At 37.6% G+C, this 17742-nt stretch carries 15 protein-coding genes; 8 read left to right on the top strand and 7 right to left on the bottom strand.

Going from position 1 to position 17742, the window contains the following annotated elements; all coding sequences use genetic code 11:
- Position 1: 1 nt before the first annotated feature.
- On the bottom strand, positions 2-1222 hold the full coding sequence (locus tag ABEA36_RS03070; protein WP_345488674.1) for a restriction endonuclease subunit S: 1221 nt from the start codon (positions 1220-1222) through the stop codon (positions 2-4).
- Positions 1223-1230: 8 nt separating this feature from the next.
- Positions 1231-2787 (bottom strand): type I restriction-modification system subunit M, encoded by a 1557-nt coding sequence (locus tag ABEA36_RS03065; RefSeq protein ID WP_345490840.1) that lies wholly within the window; start codon positions 2785-2787, stop codon positions 1231-1233.
- A 272-nt stretch (positions 2788-3059) separates the two neighbouring features.
- Here ABEA36_RS03065 and ABEA36_RS03060 point away from each other — a divergent pair, with 272 nt between their 5' ends.
- From ABEA36_RS03060 to ABEA36_RS03040, 5 genes are all read left to right on the top strand, one after another.
- On the top strand, positions 3060-5021 hold the full coding sequence (locus ABEA36_RS03060; protein ID WP_345488672.1) for a BglG family transcription antiterminator: 1962 nt from the start codon (positions 3060-3062) through the stop codon (positions 5019-5021).
- 79 nt (positions 5022-5100) lie between these two features.
- Positions 5101-6693 (top strand): PTS transporter subunit EIIC, encoded by a 1593-nt coding sequence (locus tag ABEA36_RS03055; RefSeq protein ID WP_345488670.1) that lies wholly within the window; start codon positions 5101-5103, stop codon positions 6691-6693.
- Entirely contained in the window at positions 6693-8123 is a 1431-nt protein-coding gene (locus ABEA36_RS03050) for a glycoside hydrolase family 1 protein (protein WP_345488668.1), read from the top strand. Before ABEA36_RS03055 ends, ABEA36_RS03050 begins: the two co-directional genes overlap by 1 nt.
- Before the next feature lie 10 nt (positions 8124-8133).
- Complete coding sequence (locus tag ABEA36_RS03045; RefSeq protein WP_345488666.1) at positions 8134-8442, top strand: PTS sugar transporter subunit IIB; 309 nt, start codon at positions 8134-8136, stop codon at positions 8440-8442.
- Between the two features lies 1 nt (position 8443).
- Entirely contained in the window at positions 8444-8749 is a 306-nt protein-coding gene (locus tag ABEA36_RS03040) for a PTS sugar transporter subunit IIA (RefSeq protein WP_345488664.1), read from the top strand.
- Between the two features lie 140 nt (positions 8750-8889).
- Here ABEA36_RS03040 and ABEA36_RS03035 read toward each other — a convergent pair whose 3' ends face one another.
- The 3 genes from ABEA36_RS03035 to ABEA36_RS03025 form a co-directional block, all read right to left on the bottom strand.
- On the bottom strand, positions 8890-10269 hold the full coding sequence (locus ABEA36_RS03035) for a tripartite tricarboxylate transporter permease (protein WP_345488662.1): 1380 nt from the start codon (positions 10267-10269) through the stop codon (positions 8890-8892).
- Between the two features lies 1 nt (position 10270).
- Positions 10271-10717, bottom strand: a complete 447-nt coding sequence (locus ABEA36_RS03030) for a hypothetical protein (RefSeq protein WP_345488660.1) — start codon at positions 10715-10717, stop codon at positions 10271-10273.
- Positions 10718-11038: 321 nt separating this feature from the next.
- Positions 11039-12616: a sigma-54 interaction domain-containing protein gene (locus ABEA36_RS03025; protein ID WP_345488658.1), complete on the bottom strand. Its 1578-nt coding sequence runs from the start codon at positions 12614-12616 to the stop codon at positions 11039-11041.
- 311 nt (positions 12617-12927) lie between these two features.
- Between ABEA36_RS03025 and ABEA36_RS03020 the strand changes: the two genes are divergently transcribed.
- Genes ABEA36_RS03020 through ABEA36_RS03010 form a run of 3 tightly spaced genes read left to right on the top strand, consistent with a single transcriptional unit; the run spans position 12928 to position 15907 of the window.
- On the top strand, positions 12928-14295 hold the full coding sequence (locus tag ABEA36_RS03020; protein WP_345488655.1) for an acyclic terpene utilization AtuA family protein: 1368 nt from the start codon (positions 12928-12930) through the stop codon (positions 14293-14295).
- Position 14296: 1 nt separating this feature from the next.
- Positions 14297-14620, top strand: coding sequence for an AtuA-related protein (locus ABEA36_RS03015; RefSeq protein ID WP_345488653.1), 324 nt, complete (start codon positions 14297-14299; stop codon positions 14618-14620).
- A gap of 18 nt (positions 14621-14638) precedes the next feature.
- Positions 14639-15907, top strand: coding sequence for a hydroxymethylglutaryl-CoA reductase, degradative (locus ABEA36_RS03010; RefSeq protein WP_345488651.1), 1269 nt, complete (start codon positions 14639-14641; stop codon positions 15905-15907).
- 93 nt (positions 15908-16000) lie between these two features.
- Here the strand turns inward: ABEA36_RS03010 and ABEA36_RS03005 are convergent, their stop codons facing one another.
- Together ABEA36_RS03005 and fdhD are read right to left on the bottom strand one after the other, a co-directional pair.
- Positions 16001-16852, bottom strand: a complete 852-nt coding sequence (locus tag ABEA36_RS03005; protein ID WP_345488649.1) for a PhzF family phenazine biosynthesis protein — start codon at positions 16850-16852, stop codon at positions 16001-16003.
- Between the two features lie 11 nt (positions 16853-16863).
- Positions 16864-17664, bottom strand: a complete 801-nt coding sequence (gene fdhD, locus ABEA36_RS03000; RefSeq protein WP_345488647.1) for a formate dehydrogenase accessory sulfurtransferase FdhD — start codon at positions 17662-17664, stop codon at positions 16864-16866.
- Positions 17665-17742: the final 78 nt, after the last annotated feature.

Genomic DNA, 17742 nt, shown 5'->3' with positions numbered 1-17742 from the left:
TTTACACAAATAACTGCTGCAACAAACCTTTTTTAAATAACGCAGTCTGTTCAATCTGTTTAGTGACACCTTCAATTTTTTGATCTATCGCGGATAGAAAGTCAGCGATTTTTTGTTGCTCTTTTATACAAGAAATGGGCACTACTGTTTTCTTTAATTCTGTTTGATTAATACTGGCTTGATTAACAGCTTGATTTGCTATTGTTTCAAAATTTCGTTTATATTTATTTGCTGTTAATAGATAAAAATAAAATAAACTACTATATTTTTTATCTATAACGATTCTTAATAAATTCATGCCATGATAAAGAGGATAATCTTTATCCACATAAGCAATTTTACCTATATGTGACAAACTATTTATATTACTAAATAGCATATCACCTTTATCTAACTTATAATTGCTGATCTCTTTTTCAGTTAATACATATCCAACTTTATTAATATTAACTTTACCGTCAGAGATTGTTTCAATTCGAGTAACTTTATATCCTTTCTGTTCACTATTTTGCTCCAGACTTAATCCATTAGTAATTAAAGATGTTACGTTACCTAATGTTGAAGGTTTCCACTCAGGATAATTCTGTCCATTTTCATCTTTAAAACGAATCTGCTGTGTAAACAGTTTTTGCATCATGCCTTTTTTATATTGCTGTAACAGTTGGTGTTTCTGTTTTAAGGCTTGCAGCTTATTATCCACACTCGATAAAAACTCAGCAATTTTTTGTTGTTCTTTAAGAGAAGTGAAAAAAGTAACCCATTCACACAACCTATTATAATATAACCGAGTCCTAGTTCCTCCCAATTTTTGTTGAATTGCAAATTTTTTAAAATCTTTGCCAAAATTTAATTTATATAACAAAAAATACGAATTTAAATTTACGGCAGAGAAAACGGGATATTCTTTACTTACTGCTATATTATCTAAAAAATTATTTATATTAAATTTAAAAACATTATCATCACTCATGTGTCTATAAGTTATATATCCTTTTGGTACAACACCATATGAACTTTCATTCTTAATTTCATAATCATCAAAATAATCTTTTTGTGGTTGTAAACCATTTCTTGAAGAAGAATATACTGGAATATCATTTTTACTTACTAAAATCTTTTCTTTATATTCTTTTAAAAATTTACCTAATTTTTCCAGTTTCCACTCCCCACTAAACTCTTTAAACCGCAATTTAGGTACATTGTTGACTTTATTGTTCATCATTGTGTCCCCTAAAATGGCGCTTTAATATTAAGCTCAGCACAAAAGTCAGCAATGGTTTTATCAATATCTATCATATCCTTATCAAGCTGCTGAATCTGGCTGGCAACGGCATTTAAATCAATCTGTTCCTCTTCCTCAAAGGTATCGACATAGCGCGGAATATTTAAATTATAATCATTGTCAGCAATCTCGTTTAAGCTGGCCACATAGGCATATTTATCGTGATTTTGCCGTGCGGTATAAGCGTTAAAAATACGCTCAACATCGTCATCTTGCAGGTAATTTTGGTTAGATGCTTTGGTGAAATGCTGGCTGGCATCAATAAACAGCACATTATCCGCTTGTGGGCGCTGCTTTTTAAACACCAACACACAAGTTGGGATTGACGTGCCATAAAAAATATTGGTTGGCAAGCCAATGACCGCGTCTAACCAATTTTTGGTTTCTAATAAATAACGGCGAATATGCCCTTCCGCTGCGCCACGGAACAGCACACCATGCGGCAATACTACCGCCATAGTGCCATCATCAGCAAGGTGCGATAACATATGTTGCACAAAGGCAAAATCGGCTTTTGAGCTTGGAGCCAGTTTGCCGTAATCACTAAAGCGATCATCGGTTTTAAACTGCTCAGCCGCACTCCAATTGGCCGAAAATGGCGGATTGGCCACTACCGCTTCCATCCGTTTTGCGCTATGTGCCGGGCGCTCAAGGGTGTCATCTTGCTGAATATCAAAACTGCGATAATGCACGCCGTGCAAAATCATATTCATGCGTGCAAGGTTATAGGTGCTTGGATTTTTTTCTTGACCATAAAAGTAACCCACGTTATCCACACCCACTTCTTTGGCAACTCGCAGTAATAACGAACCGGAACCACAAGTCGGGTCGTACACATCACGCAAACGAGTTTTACCGGCGGTAACGAGTTTTGCTAATAATTTTGATACCATGGGCGGCGTGTAAAATTCACCGGCTTTTTTACCGGCACCGCTGGCAAACTGACCGATGAGGTATTCGTAAGCATCACCCAATACATCAATTTCAGTATCATCAAGTAAAAATTGAATCTCATTTAAGTGCTCAAACACTTTGCTAATAATTTGATTGCGTTCGTTAGGATTTTTACCTAAGCGGTTAGAGGTTAAATCAATGTCGGAAAATAAACCGTTAAAATCGTCTTCGCTGGCGCTGCCCATCGTACTTTGTTCAATATGGCGCAGCACTTCGCCCAAATCATCCAGAATAAATTCCCCGTTCTTACCTTTCTCAGCAAGCACTTCAAACAACTCATTGGGCAGTAAAAAATAGCCTAAATAGTCAACGGATTCTTGTTTAATATCATCCAATATGGTTTGCTGATCAGTGGTTAATTGACGATACGTGAGATTATCGGGTTTTAGTAAATCATCCGCATACTGTTCCATTCGCTCAGACAGGTATTTATAGAAAATAAAACCCAAAATATAATCACGGAATTCGTCGGCGCTCATATTACCGCGCAGTGTATTGGCAATATTCCATAATTGGCGTTCTAACTCTTTTTTATGCTGTGCTTCAACCATTTGCTTTATATCCATTTTTAATCGCAATATTGCCGCTTAGTATAACACAACACCTGACTATTTTCATGATTTGATTCACTGATGTCCGTGCACATTTTGAGTGGCAAGGTGATCATTGACAATATAATCGGTAAGATAAGAGTTTTGGTGATAAATCAAGCCGATTCATGTAACAAAGCCCATGTTACATCACAACTTTACTAAAATCGTCTTCAACAAGATCGCTTTTTAGCCTATTATCTTGGGCACATTTTTTAACTGCTGTGCCCAAAATGATGACAAATTATCGCATTGCCTTATTGATTAAGTTATTAAGTAAACATGATCAGCCCATTAGCAGTAAAACCATTTGCCACGAATTGAACATTAAACCGCGTACTTTACGCGATGATATTAGCCGTTTCCGTCAATCGTTACATGAAAATGGTATTGAAATTGCGTCAAAACACGGTGTCGGCTATGAACTGGTCATTATTAATGAAACACACTATTACGCCTTCATTAAAACATTATTAAAAGATGAACAACGTCGTCATTTTGTTTTACCCGTTCAGGCACAAGAACGCATTAATTATTTAATTCGCACGTTCTTATCGGCAGATGATTACGTCAAATTAGATGATATTGCTGATGACATTTATATTAGTCGTTCCACGTTAAATCACTATTTAAAATCAGTACGTGATGAGCTTACTCGATTTAATTTACACTGGCACAGTAAGCCAGGTTATGGCATAAAAGTTGTGGGTAATGAACTGGATTTACGGCAAGCCATTGCTCGTTATTTTTTTTATGATGACAATTATCAACAATTACTGTGCCGTCATGATCAAGACAATACGACCCGAGCCAATATCCGCTCACTCTTAATTGAAGTATTGGCCGAACATAAGATTAAGCTGACGGATTTAGGCTTTCAAAACCTGATTATTCACCTTGAAATAGCCTTAATGCGCATAACCAAAAATCATTATAATCACCAAATCAGTGATGAATATCGCGTACTTGAAAAGCGCAGTGAATTTGCGGTTGCTAGGCAGTTAGCTCATAATATTGCCAAACACTTTACGGTTACGTTACCAGAGCCAGAAATCTATTTCATCACCATTCATTTAATGGGCAAGCGCAGTTTCAATCACGATAATGCCTTTGTCATTACGCCAGAAACGGAGCAACTTTTTAACCAAATTTTTGATCATATCAATGCTGTATTTAAGATTAACTTTAGCGAAGACTTTGAACTGTACACATTGCTAGCACTGCATTTTAAACCGATGCTAGATCGGCTTGCTTATAAACTCAATATTAACAATCCAATGCTCGAACAAATTAAAGAACAAAATGTGAAAGCCTTTGACATTGCCGTGTTATCGGGTCAAGTCATCCATCAGCAAACGGGCTTAATCGTCAACGAGGCTGAGATAGGCTACATGGCAATTCATTTTGCACTTGCTTTAGAACGCCAAAAACAGATCCATACAAAACGCAATATTATTATCGTCTGTGCCAGTGGAATGGGGAGTTCACAACTGTTGTTGTACCGTATTAAACAACGTTTTGGTCATTATATCGAACAGATGAAAGTCGTTCCGCTCTATGAATTGCAACATTTTGATCAGCAGACGTTTGATTATATTATTTCAACCGTTGATATTCCATTTAAAACCCATATCCCCATTTTACGTGTTCATTACTTTTTAGATAATCATGATGAACTGCACGTTGAACGCTGTTTAAGTAACCCACCCACAGAAGTGAATATGGTTGATCGTTACTTTTCACCTAAACTGTTTTTTACCGATTTACAGAGTCAAGGACGCTTTGATTTAATCGGCGAGATGTGTCAAAAGATTACGCAAACCATCCCGATTGGCGATGATTTTGTGCAGTTAGTCATCGAACGTGAAAAATTATCCGCAACCGAATTTGGCAATGGTATCGCCTTCCCCCATCCAATCCACCATTATGGAATCCAGACCTTTGTTTCGGTCGCGATTTTAGCCAAACCCATCAAGTGGGATAAACAATGTGTGCGTTATATCTTTATGCTCAATATTCGCCACGATGAACATGATTCGCTACAGCTACTACACGAAAGTTTAGTCAATTTAATGAGTGACAATCAAAAACTCAAGCAACTCGACAATGATCCCACCTTTGATACATTAACCCACTTGCTTAAATTAACGGTTAATGAAGCCGAACAAACACTCCAGCACCATTCCTTCAAATAATGCCACATTAAATGTGGCAATTTCGTCCATACAGGTTATTGAGTATATCGGCTAAGATTAACTCAATAGGAGACATAACATGAACATATTATTGTGTTGCAGTACCGGTATGTCATCAAGCATTGTTGCTAAAGCATTACGTGAAGCAGCAAAAAACATTGACGTAGATTATCGTTTTATGGCGCTCAGTACAGGGCAAATTGAGATGCAGCTTGATAAAGCTGATATGGTCTTAATTGCACCACAAAATATCGCTGAACTCACACGAATTACCCAGCTAGGAAAAGATAGAAACATTCCTGTGTTGGTGATAGAACGTGAAGATTACGGCAATATCGATAGCCAAAAAATTCTACAGTTCATTAAAATTCAGGCCGAAAAAGAAGGAAATACCGAAATGGAAAATAAATCGACCAATTTTTTGGAAAAACATCTTATGCCAATTGCGGTTAAAGTTGGCAGCAATAAACCCTTAACCATTATTCGCAATGCCATGTGTGCTTGTATGGCACTATTGATTATCGGCAGTATGTCAATTTTACTGTCAAACATTCCCTACGAACCTATTGCTCTTTTTATGTTACCGGCCTCCCCCCTTTTTAATACCATTTTTAATGCAACAACCGGTATTATGGGGCTGTTAACCGCTGCCAGCATTGCTTACTATGGTGCTTTAGAATATAAGCAAGATGTGTTTGTCAGTATTGCAACATCAGTAAGTATTTTTATGTTGTCACAATACCAAATGGCTGAGGATGGTGAATACTTTTTAAATGTCGAAGGTCTGGGGACGGTTGGTCTTATCACTGCAATTTTAGTTGGATTTATCACCTTAAAAACACTCGAATTGTTTAAAAAGAAAAATATTGGTATCAAAATGCCAAGTGGCGTGCCCGAAGCGGTCAGCCAATCCTTTACCTCACTCCTTCCTGCATTATTTTTACTGACATTTTTTGGTATTCTAGTGGTGGTATTTCACTTTAATTTAAATGCCATTATTGCCACCTTACTTTCGCCAGTTACCTATGCTCTAAACTCTGTGCCTGGTTATGCCATTTACCATATGCTGTGTGCTCTCGTCTTTTTTTGTGGTATTAACTCACAAGTAGTAATTGGGGTTGCTTTACCATTTTTAATGCAAAACGGTGCATTAAATGAAAAAGCTTACCTAGCGGGTGAACCGCTGATGTATGCGGCTACAAATGCAACCGATGCCATGATATGGGCTGGTGGCACAGGTGCCACATTAGGGTTAGTGATCTTAATGTCATTGACCGCAAAGAGTCGCTATTTTAAAACCTTAGGCAGAATGTCGATTGGACCTGGTATTTTTAACATTAATGAACCCATTATTTTTGGTACACCTATTTGTTTTAACCCCTTGTTTATGGTGCCATTTATCCTGACACCCGGTGTTTTAGCCGGTTTAACCTTCTTTTTAATGCAATCTGGCATTATTGCCATGCCACATGTTGCAAACCTCCCATGGACTACCCCACCTGTTATCGTCGGTTTTTTAATGACTGGTGGCAGCATATCAACCACAATTTGGTCATTAATGATTGTGATGATTTCAATGTTGGTTTATTACCCATTCTTACGCATTGCTGATAAACAATTTTATCAAAAAGAGTTAGCTGAAAATACCCAAAAACAAGGAGAAACTGCTTAATGGATCATATAACATTGAAACCCTTTCCTGCTGATTTTTTATGGGGCGCAGCAACGGCTGCTTATCAGGTAGAGGGCGCGTATCTTGAAGATGGTAAAGGGCTTTCTGTCCAAGATAGTAAAAATCACAGTAATGCATTTCATGATACGTCAGTAACGTCTGATCATTATCATCGTTATCAGCAAGATGTGGCATTGATGAAAGAACTTGGATTAAAATCTTACCGACTTTCTATTAGTTGGCCACGTCTTTATCCAGATGGTAAAACGCTTAATCCCCAAGGCGTTGCGTTTTATCATCAATTAATTGATGAATTGCTAAAAAATCAAATTACACCACTGGTTACGCTCTATCATTTTGATCACCCACAAGCGTTACAAGATGCTTATGCTGGCTGGTATAACGAGCAAATGATTGATGATTTCTTACGCTTTGCTACAACCTGCTTTACTGAATATGGTCATAAGGTATCTTATTTCATGACCATCTGTGAATCGAATAATGTCGTGCTTTACCCTGATTTGATTGGTGGCGTCCCCACGGGTATTGATGTTGAACGTTGGCGTTTTCAAGTTAATCGTGTGATGGCACTGGCTAATGCTAAAGTGATTAATTGCTGTCATCGTTTATTACCACAAGCTAAAATTGGCCCCTGTATTGGCTATGCTATTGCCTATCCGGCTACGTGTGATCCTAACGATGTGATGGCAGCACTCAACGAAGATGAGTTTAGAACATTTTATCCACTCGATTTACTTTGTCTTGGACGACAGAACCCAACTGTAATCAACTATTTTTCTGAACGCGGTTTAGATATTCGATTAGCTCAAGATGAATTAGATCTGATTGCGAGTGCGAAAGCGGATTTTATCGCCTTTAATTATTACCAAAGTGACGTTGCAAAATATTGTTCACAACATCAAATACAAACACAACCCAAGTTCAATTTAGCCGGTCAAAAAGGCCGTTATGTTTACCCACAATTTCCGGGCTTATACGCAGGAGCAAGCAATCCTTACTTAGAACGTAGTGATTGGGATTGGGAAATTGATCCAGTTGGGATCAGATTAGCGTGCCGCAAACTCTATGATCGTTATCAATTACCACTAATGATCACCGAAAATGGCTTAGGTGCTTATGATGAGTTAGTCGATGGACAGGTTGCAGATGACTACCGCATTGACTACCTAAAAAAACATTTACAACAGTTGCAATTAGCCATTTCAGATGGTGTGCCAGTAATGGGCTATTATCCCTGGTCATTTATGGACTTAATGAGCACCAGCAATGGTTACAACAAACGTTATGGTTTTGTCTATGTCGACAGAACCGATACGGATCTTAAAACATTGCAGCGCTATAAAAAAGCCAGTTTTTACTGGTATCAACAGGTTATCCAAAGTCATGGACAATCATTAATTTCTCAGTAAGGAGTGAGTTATGAAAAATATTTTATTAATGTGTTCAACCGGTATGTCGACCAGTATGATGGTAAAAAAAATGCAAGAAGCGGCGGTTAAGCTTAATCAACAAGTCAATATTAAAGCCATTGCAGAACAAGCACTTAGTGAGCATTTATCACAAACTGATGTTATCTTACTTGGACCACAAGTCCGATTTTTAAAAGATAAAGTTCAAGCCGAAGCAAAATCTATTCCGGTATTGGTGATTGATACAATGGATTACGGCATGATGAAGGGTGAAAAAATTCTTAACCAAGCATTAGCAACGATTGAAGGGAATGTTTAGGATGGATATACAACAGATCTGTTTTGAGCTTATTTGCCATGTTGGTGATGCCCGCTCATCATTCATTCAAGCAATTCAATCGGCTAAACAAGGTGATTTTGCCCAAGCTCAAACGTTAATACATGCAGGACAACAAAGTTTTAATCACGGTCACAGTGTTCATGCAAAATTGGTACAAGCAGAAGCACAAGGGATGCGAGATCACCTTTCGCTACTATTGATCCATGCGGAAGATCAATTAATGAGCGCGGAAACATTTAAAATCTTATGCAGTGAATTTATTGATCTCTATCAACGCATAACATAGCCAAGTATCGATTTTGTTATGGGCTCGTTGATCACACTATCTTAGCATTCAATAAAAAGGCACGATAATCATATTCATTACCGTGCCTTTATTATTGTTCATCATCGATAATCAGATACTTACCCATTACCTCATCAGGGTTATGCTAAACCTAACATGGTGAGAATGGCTGGAATACTTAATGCGGTATAATACCCCATAAATTGTACCCCTGAGTTAAAGCCGAGTTTACCTAAAGCGCCCCCTACTACGCCTAATGTAAGAATAACAAAGATACCGATTAATCCCCCTTCCCATAAACCAATTAAACAAATTAGACCAATGAACGCAGAGATAATCACTTCATGGCCAATTTTTTCACTCACAAAACGGGCGGCAGCTGGCGCACATTTGACCACAAATGGGTAAGCAATACAGGCGGCAATCACCACTGAAAGTAGACCAAATCCTAAAAACTCCCATTGGCTTAACAAATTATGTAAGTTATTGATTTCACCTGTCGATGGATTAGCCACAAAACGGTCACCCGCCACAAAAAGAGGCGATGCAGGCCCTAATGAAACAGGACTGAGAGGTAAACCAATGGCAATTAATGGGATTAATGTTTCAGCAATATAGGTTGCTTCGGTCACGGCTTCTTTAACACATAATGAGGTGGTAAGTTTATGATAAGTGTTTTTAATTTTGGCATGTACAAATTCACCAAAAATGACCGTTAAGGCAACCGGACTAAAAACAAACGTCATACTTGAAAATATCACACTTGGAATAATCCATTTCTTTTGGGTTTTATCCAGTTTTTTAAGTGGATTTAAGCTCGTTTTTGTGCCAACACTTGTCACAAGCGTAACATGATTTTCATGTTCTAAGCGTAAGCTATTACGTGTAACTGGCGATAAGGTTTTCATTAATTCAAAAATCAATGGCCCCACTGCAATACCAAGAAAATAACATACGATCAAGTTCTCATTGTAGTAAGACGTAACGTGTTTTAAGCCTAAAATAATCACAATAAAGGGAATCAACAAAAAGATTGATGCAAATTTACCCGATGAGAAATAAGCAATAACAATCGCGACTACCGCAAATAAAACTGGTGCAATGCCTTTAATTGATTCTGCGTAACCGGCCAAGAAAGATCCAATCAATACCGCAACAGGAATCGCAATAAAGGCAGAGAAAATCGCTGATGCAGCCATTTTTTGTAAGGCAACATGCGGGATCCCTAATTTACGTAGTTTATTGGCATCTTCGATCATGGGTATTGCCATCGTGTCACCTGGAATACCCAGCATCGTTGTGGGAACAGAGTGCGTGATGTGTTTTGAAATCGCACCCGATAAAAAGAACGTTAGAATAGCGGCAGGTGGCGCGCCTAAAATGACGACTAATAAGGTTAAAGGCAACATGGTTGCGGTTTCATCCGTTCCTGATATTAAGCCAATGGCTGAAAATATCACTGCGCCACCGATACCAAATGCGATCGCAATCAATATCTCGGATATGATTGAATATTCCATGCTAGTTATCCTCCTTAACTTTTGTGTTCGCCTCTTGCTCTGCTTTAATAAACAGTTCGTACATACCCAATGTTTTTAGTTCTTCTTTAGCATTGTTAGGCAATGTTGATATGCTGTGTTCGGCGGTGTAATCAACAAATCCTGTTATTACGGTATATAAATTGTCATTATTTTCAACGTCTGTTTCAATGACACGTTTTGGTTTAAACAGTTTCATACAGATGATTGCCCCTAATACACAACCAATTAAACCAATCAATAAACTATACCCTTTCATGATATTAGGATCAGTGACATAAGAACTTAATATATAGATTGCCGAATAAAGAAAAATTACTGTCAACACAATATTAATTATCATCGCTATCACTAAATCTTTAATCACGACACTGTCATTCCAGACTTGATAAAACGTCTGCTTAGTCTTGGGACTAGAAGATTTATTCATTTACACCTCCAAGCATTTTTAATTATGTTCCTAACACATTAGTGACTCAAATATTGTTAAATGCGTTTCCTTCATTTTGAGTTAATGATCTTGAGATAAAGCATTTAACGCGTTTTTTTGCATCTAATAGGATTAAGCAAAAGCTGTACCAAAATTTGGAAGTTAGATTTTTTTAAATTAAAAATGAGAGGTAATTCACAAAATTTATTTCACTATATGAACGTCATCAAGACTGATAACAATAATTAATGACAATAAAAATGTGTAAAAATAAGGCCTTGGCATCAATCATTCGATTGTATGCCAATTAGCGAAAGGATATCAACAGAGTTGATACGCTTTTAATTTACGGTAAAAAGTACGTTTACTGATATTGAGTTGGTTTGCTGCGGCATCTTTATCATTATCATGCTGCGTTAAACTTTGTTTGATTAATTGTATTTCCAAGGCTTTAACCGCTTCATCTAAAGCTGGAACGATGTGATCATCTTTAAGTTCAACCACCGGGACATCAACGGTATCCGCAACAGGATATGAAGGTTGGTTAAATAAGATTGATTCTTCATTGACCATACCATCCGTTGAGAAAATCACGGCACGCTCAATACTATTTTGTAATTCACGAATGTTTCCAGGCCAATCATATTGGTAGAGATATTTAAATACAGAATGCGCAATCGTGGCATTTTTGTGATATTTTTTATTAAACTTTTTAAGAAAGAAATTGGTCAATAACATGATGTCTTCGCGCCGTTCTCTCAATGCGGGTAACTTAAGCGATACAACGTTTAAACGATAGTATAAATCTTCACGAAACTGTTTATTATGAATCATTATTTCGAGTGGCTGATTGGTTGCAGCAATCACTCTGACATTAACCGGAATATTCTTTTTACGCCCAATTTTTTCAATCTCACCTTCCTGTAATACTCGCAACAATTTGGATTGCATAAAAAAAGGCATATCGCCAATTTCATCTAAGAAAATAGTCCCACCGTCAGCCAACTGAAATTTCCCCATCGATCCGCCTTTCGCAGCACCAGTAAAGGCCCCATCCTCATAACCAAATAATTCACTTTCAATTAATTGTTCAGGAATGGCTGAGCAGTTAACCGTGATAAACGGTTTATCACTGCGCTGACTATGTTCATAAATCAGTTTTGCAATCACCTCTTTACCTACCCCATTTTCACCACGCAATAACACGCTAACATCCGTTTTAGCAACCGTTAACGATTGTTTTATCACTTTAACAAACTCAGGTGAATTACCAATAATTTTCAATTTTTTGAGTTCATTTTGTGCATTGATCTGAGTACTGTAATCCTCCGCTAACTGGGTGATACGATTCACCTCTTCAGACAAGCGATTGACTTCGCTGACATCACTAAAAATGGAATAAGCGCCAATAAAAATATCTTTTTCAAAAATGGGATTAATTTTGACAGACACATACTTATCAACAGTTTTAATGTATTGTTTTTCTTTATAAAATGGGGTTTTATATTGCAGTACATCAATCAAAGCAGCATGGGGTTCGACCTCATAAATCGTCTTACCAATAATTTTACCCAGTGGGACACCTAAAATTTTGCTGTAAGCACTGTTAGCAAAATAGATTTTCCCCTGTTCATCAACAAATATAATGGCTTCATTAAAATAGTCCATTAAGGCATAAGGTGGTAAAAGATGGATTTTAGAACTCACATATTCCAGTGTTGATTTATTAACACTACCAACAATTTTGTTCTTAGAATCATTGACATAAATCAAATTGGGCATGTTCTTCAACTGCTTAGCATCAATATCCTCCACATTCATTGAGACATCTAATACCGCATCATGATGATTAAGCGTTAAATTATCAAGTTGTGGTTTCATAATATTAGCGAGTTTCATGGCAATTCCATCGAATACATTGTTTAGTGACAAAAATGACATAAAATGACAGTTTTGACAATCATTTTTGACAGATATGGCAAAATAAATTGCTTGAACGGGTTTTTGATGATTATTCAATAAAACAAGCCCGTATGGCGGGATATTTCGCTATATTGATGACTAAAAATCGCCCTGAGACAAATTTTTGTGACGCAGTTAACACTTTTTAACTTTAACCTTTAAAATCAATAAGTTAGTAGTTGGCATTAATTTTGCTTAACTGATTATGATGATAAATTTATTGTGGGAATTATGGAGGTTAGCGTCAAATGAAAAAAATTTCAGTAGGTGGAGGCCAAGGATTCTGGGGTGATAGTCCCGATGCAGCAATTCATATGGTAAAAGAAGGTAAAATTAATTATTTAGCATGTGACTTTTTAGCTGAACTGACATTATCAATAATGCAAAGGCAAAAACTAAAAAATCCTAATGCTGGCTATGCAAGTGATTTTGTTAAACTCGTCAATACGGTTGGTAAAGAATGTTTTGATAAAAAAATCAAAATTATTTCTAATGCTGGTGGGATGAACGTAACAGGTTGTGTGGATGCGATTAAACAAATCGCTGAAAAAAACAACATGCACGGTTATAAAATCGGCTATGTGCTTGGTGATGATATTATGGATCAGATTCCGGATTTAATCGCTAGCGGTATTGAGTTTAGAAACATTGATAATGGACGTAAACTTGAGGAAATTCAAGATAAAATCGTTAATGTGAATGTCTATTTTGGACATGAACCCATTGAAGAATGTTTAAAACAAGGTGCTGATGTTATTGTTACCGGAAGAGCGGCTGATTCAGCCCTATTTTTAGCCCCCTTTAAACATGAGTTTGGTTGGCAAGCCGATGATTGGGATAACTTAGCTCGAGGTATTATGGCTGGTCATTTACTTGAATGTGGTGGGCAAGGTTCAGGTGGTAACTTTGATTATGATTGGCGTAGTGTCCCTGATATGGATCAGTTAGGGTTCCCGATCGCTGAGATGACTGAAGACAGCTTAGTGATTACCAAACCCGATAACTGTGGCGGCTTAATCACTGAACAAACCTGTAAAGAGCAATTACTTTATGAAGTACACGATCCAGCCAATTATTTAACGCCTGATGTAAATGTTGATGTTAGCCAGGTTAAATTAGCCGAAGTCGGCCATGATCGCGTATTAGTAAGTGATATTCATGGTAAACCTCGACCGGATGATCTTAAATTGTGTGTGGGTTATTTAGCTGGTTATAAAGTGGTGACTCATTTAAGTTTTGCATGGCCTGATGCGTATGAAAAAGCGCAATACGCTGCCGATATTTTAATGAAAAAAATGAAACGTAAAAACCTGCAAGCCGTTGAAATTAAAATCGACTATATAGGCTTAAATTCATTGCATCTTGACGTTGCTAACATGTCACCTGAGTTAGTTAAAGAGATGAATGAAGTGGTATTAAGAATCGCTATCCGCACCGACACTAAAGAAGAAGCAGCAAAAATAATTCCAGAGGTGTCACCACTACAACTTAATGGTCCTCCTGGTGCAAGTTTCTTTGGCGGACGAGCAAAAGTTCAAGAATTAATCGGTCTATGGCCAACGTTTGTGCCACGTGATGCAATTAAACTTACATCACACATTGTGGAGGTAAAATAAGATGTCTAAAAAAACAATTTATTTAAAAGATATTGCACATGGCCGCTCCGGTGATAAAGGCGATACCAGTAATATTTGTGTTTATGCTAGGGATCCCAAAGACTATCCACTGCTAAAATCGCTGTTAACGACAGAACGCGTTAAACACCATTTTGGCGAAATGGTAAAAGGGGATATTACGCGCTATGAAGTGGACACCTTATGTGGTTTAAACTTCGTGATGAAGCATGCCTTAGGTGGCGGTGCGACGTTATCACTTCGTATGGATACATTAGGCAAATCAATGGGATCTGCTTTAATGCGAATGAAATTGGAAATCGAATAAATTCAAGAGGGATTTGAAATGAAAAAAAGTAGTCAATATTCAGGTTTTTATAAAAATTCAGTGGCAGAGCGCCGTGATCTAATAAGTCAGTTTGCTGATCTTACTGCAGAAGAAAAAAATATTATTGCCGATCCAAATTCATTAACAGAAGAAATCAGCAATAATATGATTGAAAATGTGATCGGCCGTTTTTCATTACCACTCGCCGTCGCGACAAATTTTATCATTAATGGCAAAGACTATGTTATCCCAATGGTAACAGAAGAAGCCTCAGTTGTTGCCGCGGCAAGTAATGCTGCTAAAATGGCACGCGCTAAAGGTGGATTCCATACCAGCATGTCGGGTACGGTCATGATTTCACAAATCCAATTAACCGATTTGGTCAACCCGCATCATGCCAGCATTATTATTGCTGAAAACAAACAAAAAATTATTGATATCTGTAATGCCCAAGACCCTGTATTAATTAAACATGGTGGGGGTGCATTAGATGTTGAAACGCGTATTGTCGACTCTAAATTAATTGGTAGCATGGTTGTTGTTCATCTCAAAGTCAATACGCTAGATGCGATGGGGGCGAATGCTGTCAATACGATGGCTGAAGCGGTTGCGCCATTTTTGGAAGAGTTAACAAAAGGCAAAGCAGCGCTACGAATTTTATCTAATCTTGCCATTTATCGTTTAGCAAGAGCCCGTGTCACCATTGCAAAAGAAGATATTGGTGGTGAGGAAGTGGTTGATAAAGTCTTGTCTGCCTATGCTTTTGCTGAAGCCGATCCATTTAGAGCGGTAACCCATAATAAGGGAATCATGAATGGTATCACGCCAGTTGTTATGGCAACCGGTAATGATACTCGTGCCATTGAATCGGGTGCACATGCTTACGCCAGTATCTCGGGGCGATATACTTCTTTAACAACTTGGGAAAAAGATCATAACGGCGATTTAACGGGTACCATCGAAGTTCCTATGGCAGTTGGTTTAGTCGGCGGTGCAACCAAAATTCACCCAGTGGCTAAAGTTGCAATTAAAATTTTGGGCGTCACATCATCTTATGAACTAGGCGGCGTTATTGCAGCGGTTGGGCTTGCGCAAAACCTCGCTGCGATTAGAGCACTCGCAACAGATGGTATCCAAAAAGGACATATGTCACTGCATGCGCGTAATATTGCAAGCGTTGCGGGCGCAAAAGGCGAAATACTTGAAAAAATCGTTAAGCAAATGGTTGCCGAGAAAAAAGTACGTTTAGAGTATGCTCAAGAGTTATTACAGCAATATTCTAAATAAACATCAGATATAAACTTATGACAAGATATATTGGCGAACCGCTTTATCCGTCAATATATCTTTTGATTATTAATCATATACAGAAAACACATATCAATTAAAGATATCCCCCTTAGCAAAAAAACTCACATCACCTTCAATAGTAATATTTTCTGTTTGTTTATCAACTTGGGCATGAATCGTTGATGGTCGGTTAGCATATTTGCCTTGTTGCAATCGAATGGGTTGGTTATAACTTGCTCGCTTATTTTTCACCAAATATGCTGCTAAAGGCCCGGCCGCACTTCCTGTTGCAACATCTTCAACAAGTCCTTGATTATCCCAAGTACGGCATTCTAACGTTGTGGAATTAAAAACATAAACAAATTTAGCATTAAATTGCGCCAAAAATTGATGATAGTTAGCGTGATTTATCTTTACCTGAGCTAATGATGATTTTACCGGGACTAATAAATAAGGTAATCCCGTTGAAACAACTTCAATAGGAAGTGTTTCATCCAGATCGGATACTTGCAAACTGAGTGAATGTGCAATTGGTTTCCGATAAGATGATTCAACCAAATTGATAAACTGCGCCTTTCCTTGGTTCATCACCGCGGTATAAAATTGAGCATGTTTTTGAGAATGAACCGAAATAATCCGTTCCCCAAGTTGAAGGTAAATTATTTTTTGTGCTTGTTCATTAAAAAAATGGTGATGAATCACCGCTGCAGCGCCAATCACCGGGTGACCCGCAAATTGTAATTCTTCTTCAACCGTAAAAATCCGAGCAATGAAGTGATCATCGTTTTGTGCTGGTGTAATAAAAATACTTTCAAATTGTTTAAATTCTTGAGTCATACTTTGCATGACATCTTGGCTAATAGGAGACGCGGGTAATACAACGGTTAAACCATTACCCATAAGAGGCAAATGAGAAAATACATCAACATGATAATATTGCATTATTAACCTTATTATTTATCTATTGTTAATCGTTGATGGCCAGCGTAGATCACCCCTTTTTCACCGCGGAAAAAACCCACCAGGGTTAAATTGCATTGTTCAGCCATATTTACGGCCATGGACGTTGCGGCAGACACAGCAAATAAAACCTCAACACCGCAATTTGCCACCTTTTGAACCATCTCATAACTTGCACGACTTGAGACAACAATAATGCCATCTTGTACAGTTTGCTTAGCTCTATAACCTAGTAGTTTATCTAAAGCAACATGACGGCCGATATCTTCAAAGCCTGCCAGAAATTGCCCGCTATTATTAAGCCAAACAGCCGCATGCGTGCAGCCAGTTTGTTGACCGACAACCTGTACCTGTTTTAAATAATGTAAGCTTTCTTTAAAATCAGCTAATGATAGTTTGGTGCGAGTCTTTAAATAAGGCAGTACTTTGCATACTTCGTCAATCTGCTCTGTTCCACAAATACCACAGCCAGTACGACCGGTAAGATTACGGCGTTTTTCTTTTAAGGCACTAAAACGACGCGACGATAGTTCTATTTGTACTTGAATGCCTTTGGTCGTTTGCTCAATATCAATACCATATATCTCACTAGGATCCTGGATGATACCTTCTGTTAATGAAAATCCCAAGGCAAAATTCTCTAAGTCTTTTGGTGTTGCCATCATGACGACATGAGAAATACCATTATAAACTAAGGCAACCGGCATCTCGACAGCGATTACATCATTTTGTGTAGATTGCAGTTTACTCTCTTGAAATTTTGTCACACTCAGTGATTTACACACCTCAACCATAATTTACCCTTATTGCATAAATTCTTTAAATATTCTTTATATAATTTGGTTTTGCTTATTGTAAAATAGATGATTAAG

The organism is Orbus sasakiae (assembly GCF_039542345.1).
Taxonomy (GTDB): Bacteria; Pseudomonadota; Gammaproteobacteria; order Enterobacterales; family Orbaceae; genus Orbus; species Orbus sasakiae.
The sequence above is the reverse complement of the archived record's forward strand: the minus strand, read 5'-3'. Positions and strand labels throughout refer to the sequence as shown.

Excerpts from the sequence above, each read along its gene's own strand:
- ABEA36_RS03065 (WP_345490840.1), bottom strand. The coding sequence starts at position 2,787 with ATGGTTGAAGCACAGCATAAAAAAGAGTTAGAACGCCAATTATGGAAT.
- fdhD (WP_345488647.1), bottom strand. The coding sequence starts at position 17,664 with ATGGTTGAGGTGTGTAAATCACTGAGTGTGACAAAATTTCAAGAGAGT.
- ABEA36_RS03060 (WP_345488672.1), top strand. The coding sequence starts at position 3,060 with ATGATGACAAATTATCGCATTGCCTTATTGATTAAGTTATTAAGTAAA.
- ABEA36_RS03055 (WP_345488670.1), top strand. The coding sequence starts at position 5,101 with ATGAACATATTATTGTGTTGCAGTACCGGTATGTCATCAAGCATTGTT.
- ABEA36_RS03025 (WP_345488658.1), bottom strand. The coding sequence starts at position 12,616 with ATGAAACTCGCTAATATTATGAAACCACAACTTGATAATTTAACGCTT.
- ABEA36_RS03015 (WP_345488653.1), top strand. The coding sequence starts at position 14,297 with ATGTCTAAAAAAACAATTTATTTAAAAGATATTGCACATGGCCGCTCC.
- ABEA36_RS03050 (WP_345488668.1), top strand. The coding sequence starts at position 6,693 with ATGGATCATATAACATTGAAACCCTTTCCTGCTGATTTTTTATGGGGC.
- ABEA36_RS03035 (WP_345488662.1), bottom strand. The coding sequence starts at position 10,269 with ATGGAATATTCAATCATATCCGAGATATTGATTGCGATCGCATTTGGT.
- ABEA36_RS03070 (WP_345488674.1), bottom strand. The coding sequence starts at position 1,222 with ATGATGAACAATAAAGTCAACAATGTACCTAAATTGCGGTTTAAAGAG.
- ABEA36_RS03020 (WP_345488655.1), top strand. The coding sequence starts at position 12,928 with ATGAAAAAAATTTCAGTAGGTGGAGGCCAAGGATTCTGGGGTGATAGT.
- ABEA36_RS03045 (WP_345488666.1), top strand. The coding sequence starts at position 8,134 with ATGAAAAATATTTTATTAATGTGTTCAACCGGTATGTCGACCAGTATG.
- ABEA36_RS03005 (WP_345488649.1), bottom strand. The coding sequence starts at position 16,852 with ATGCAATATTATCATGTTGATGTATTTTCTCATTTGCCTCTTATGGGT.
- ABEA36_RS03010 (WP_345488651.1), top strand. The coding sequence starts at position 14,639 with ATGAAAAAAAGTAGTCAATATTCAGGTTTTTATAAAAATTCAGTGGCA.
- ABEA36_RS03030 (WP_345488660.1), bottom strand. The coding sequence starts at position 10,717 with ATGAATAAATCTTCTAGTCCCAAGACTAAGCAGACGTTTTATCAAGTC.
- ABEA36_RS03040 (WP_345488664.1), top strand. The coding sequence starts at position 8,444 with ATGGATATACAACAGATCTGTTTTGAGCTTATTTGCCATGTTGGTGAT.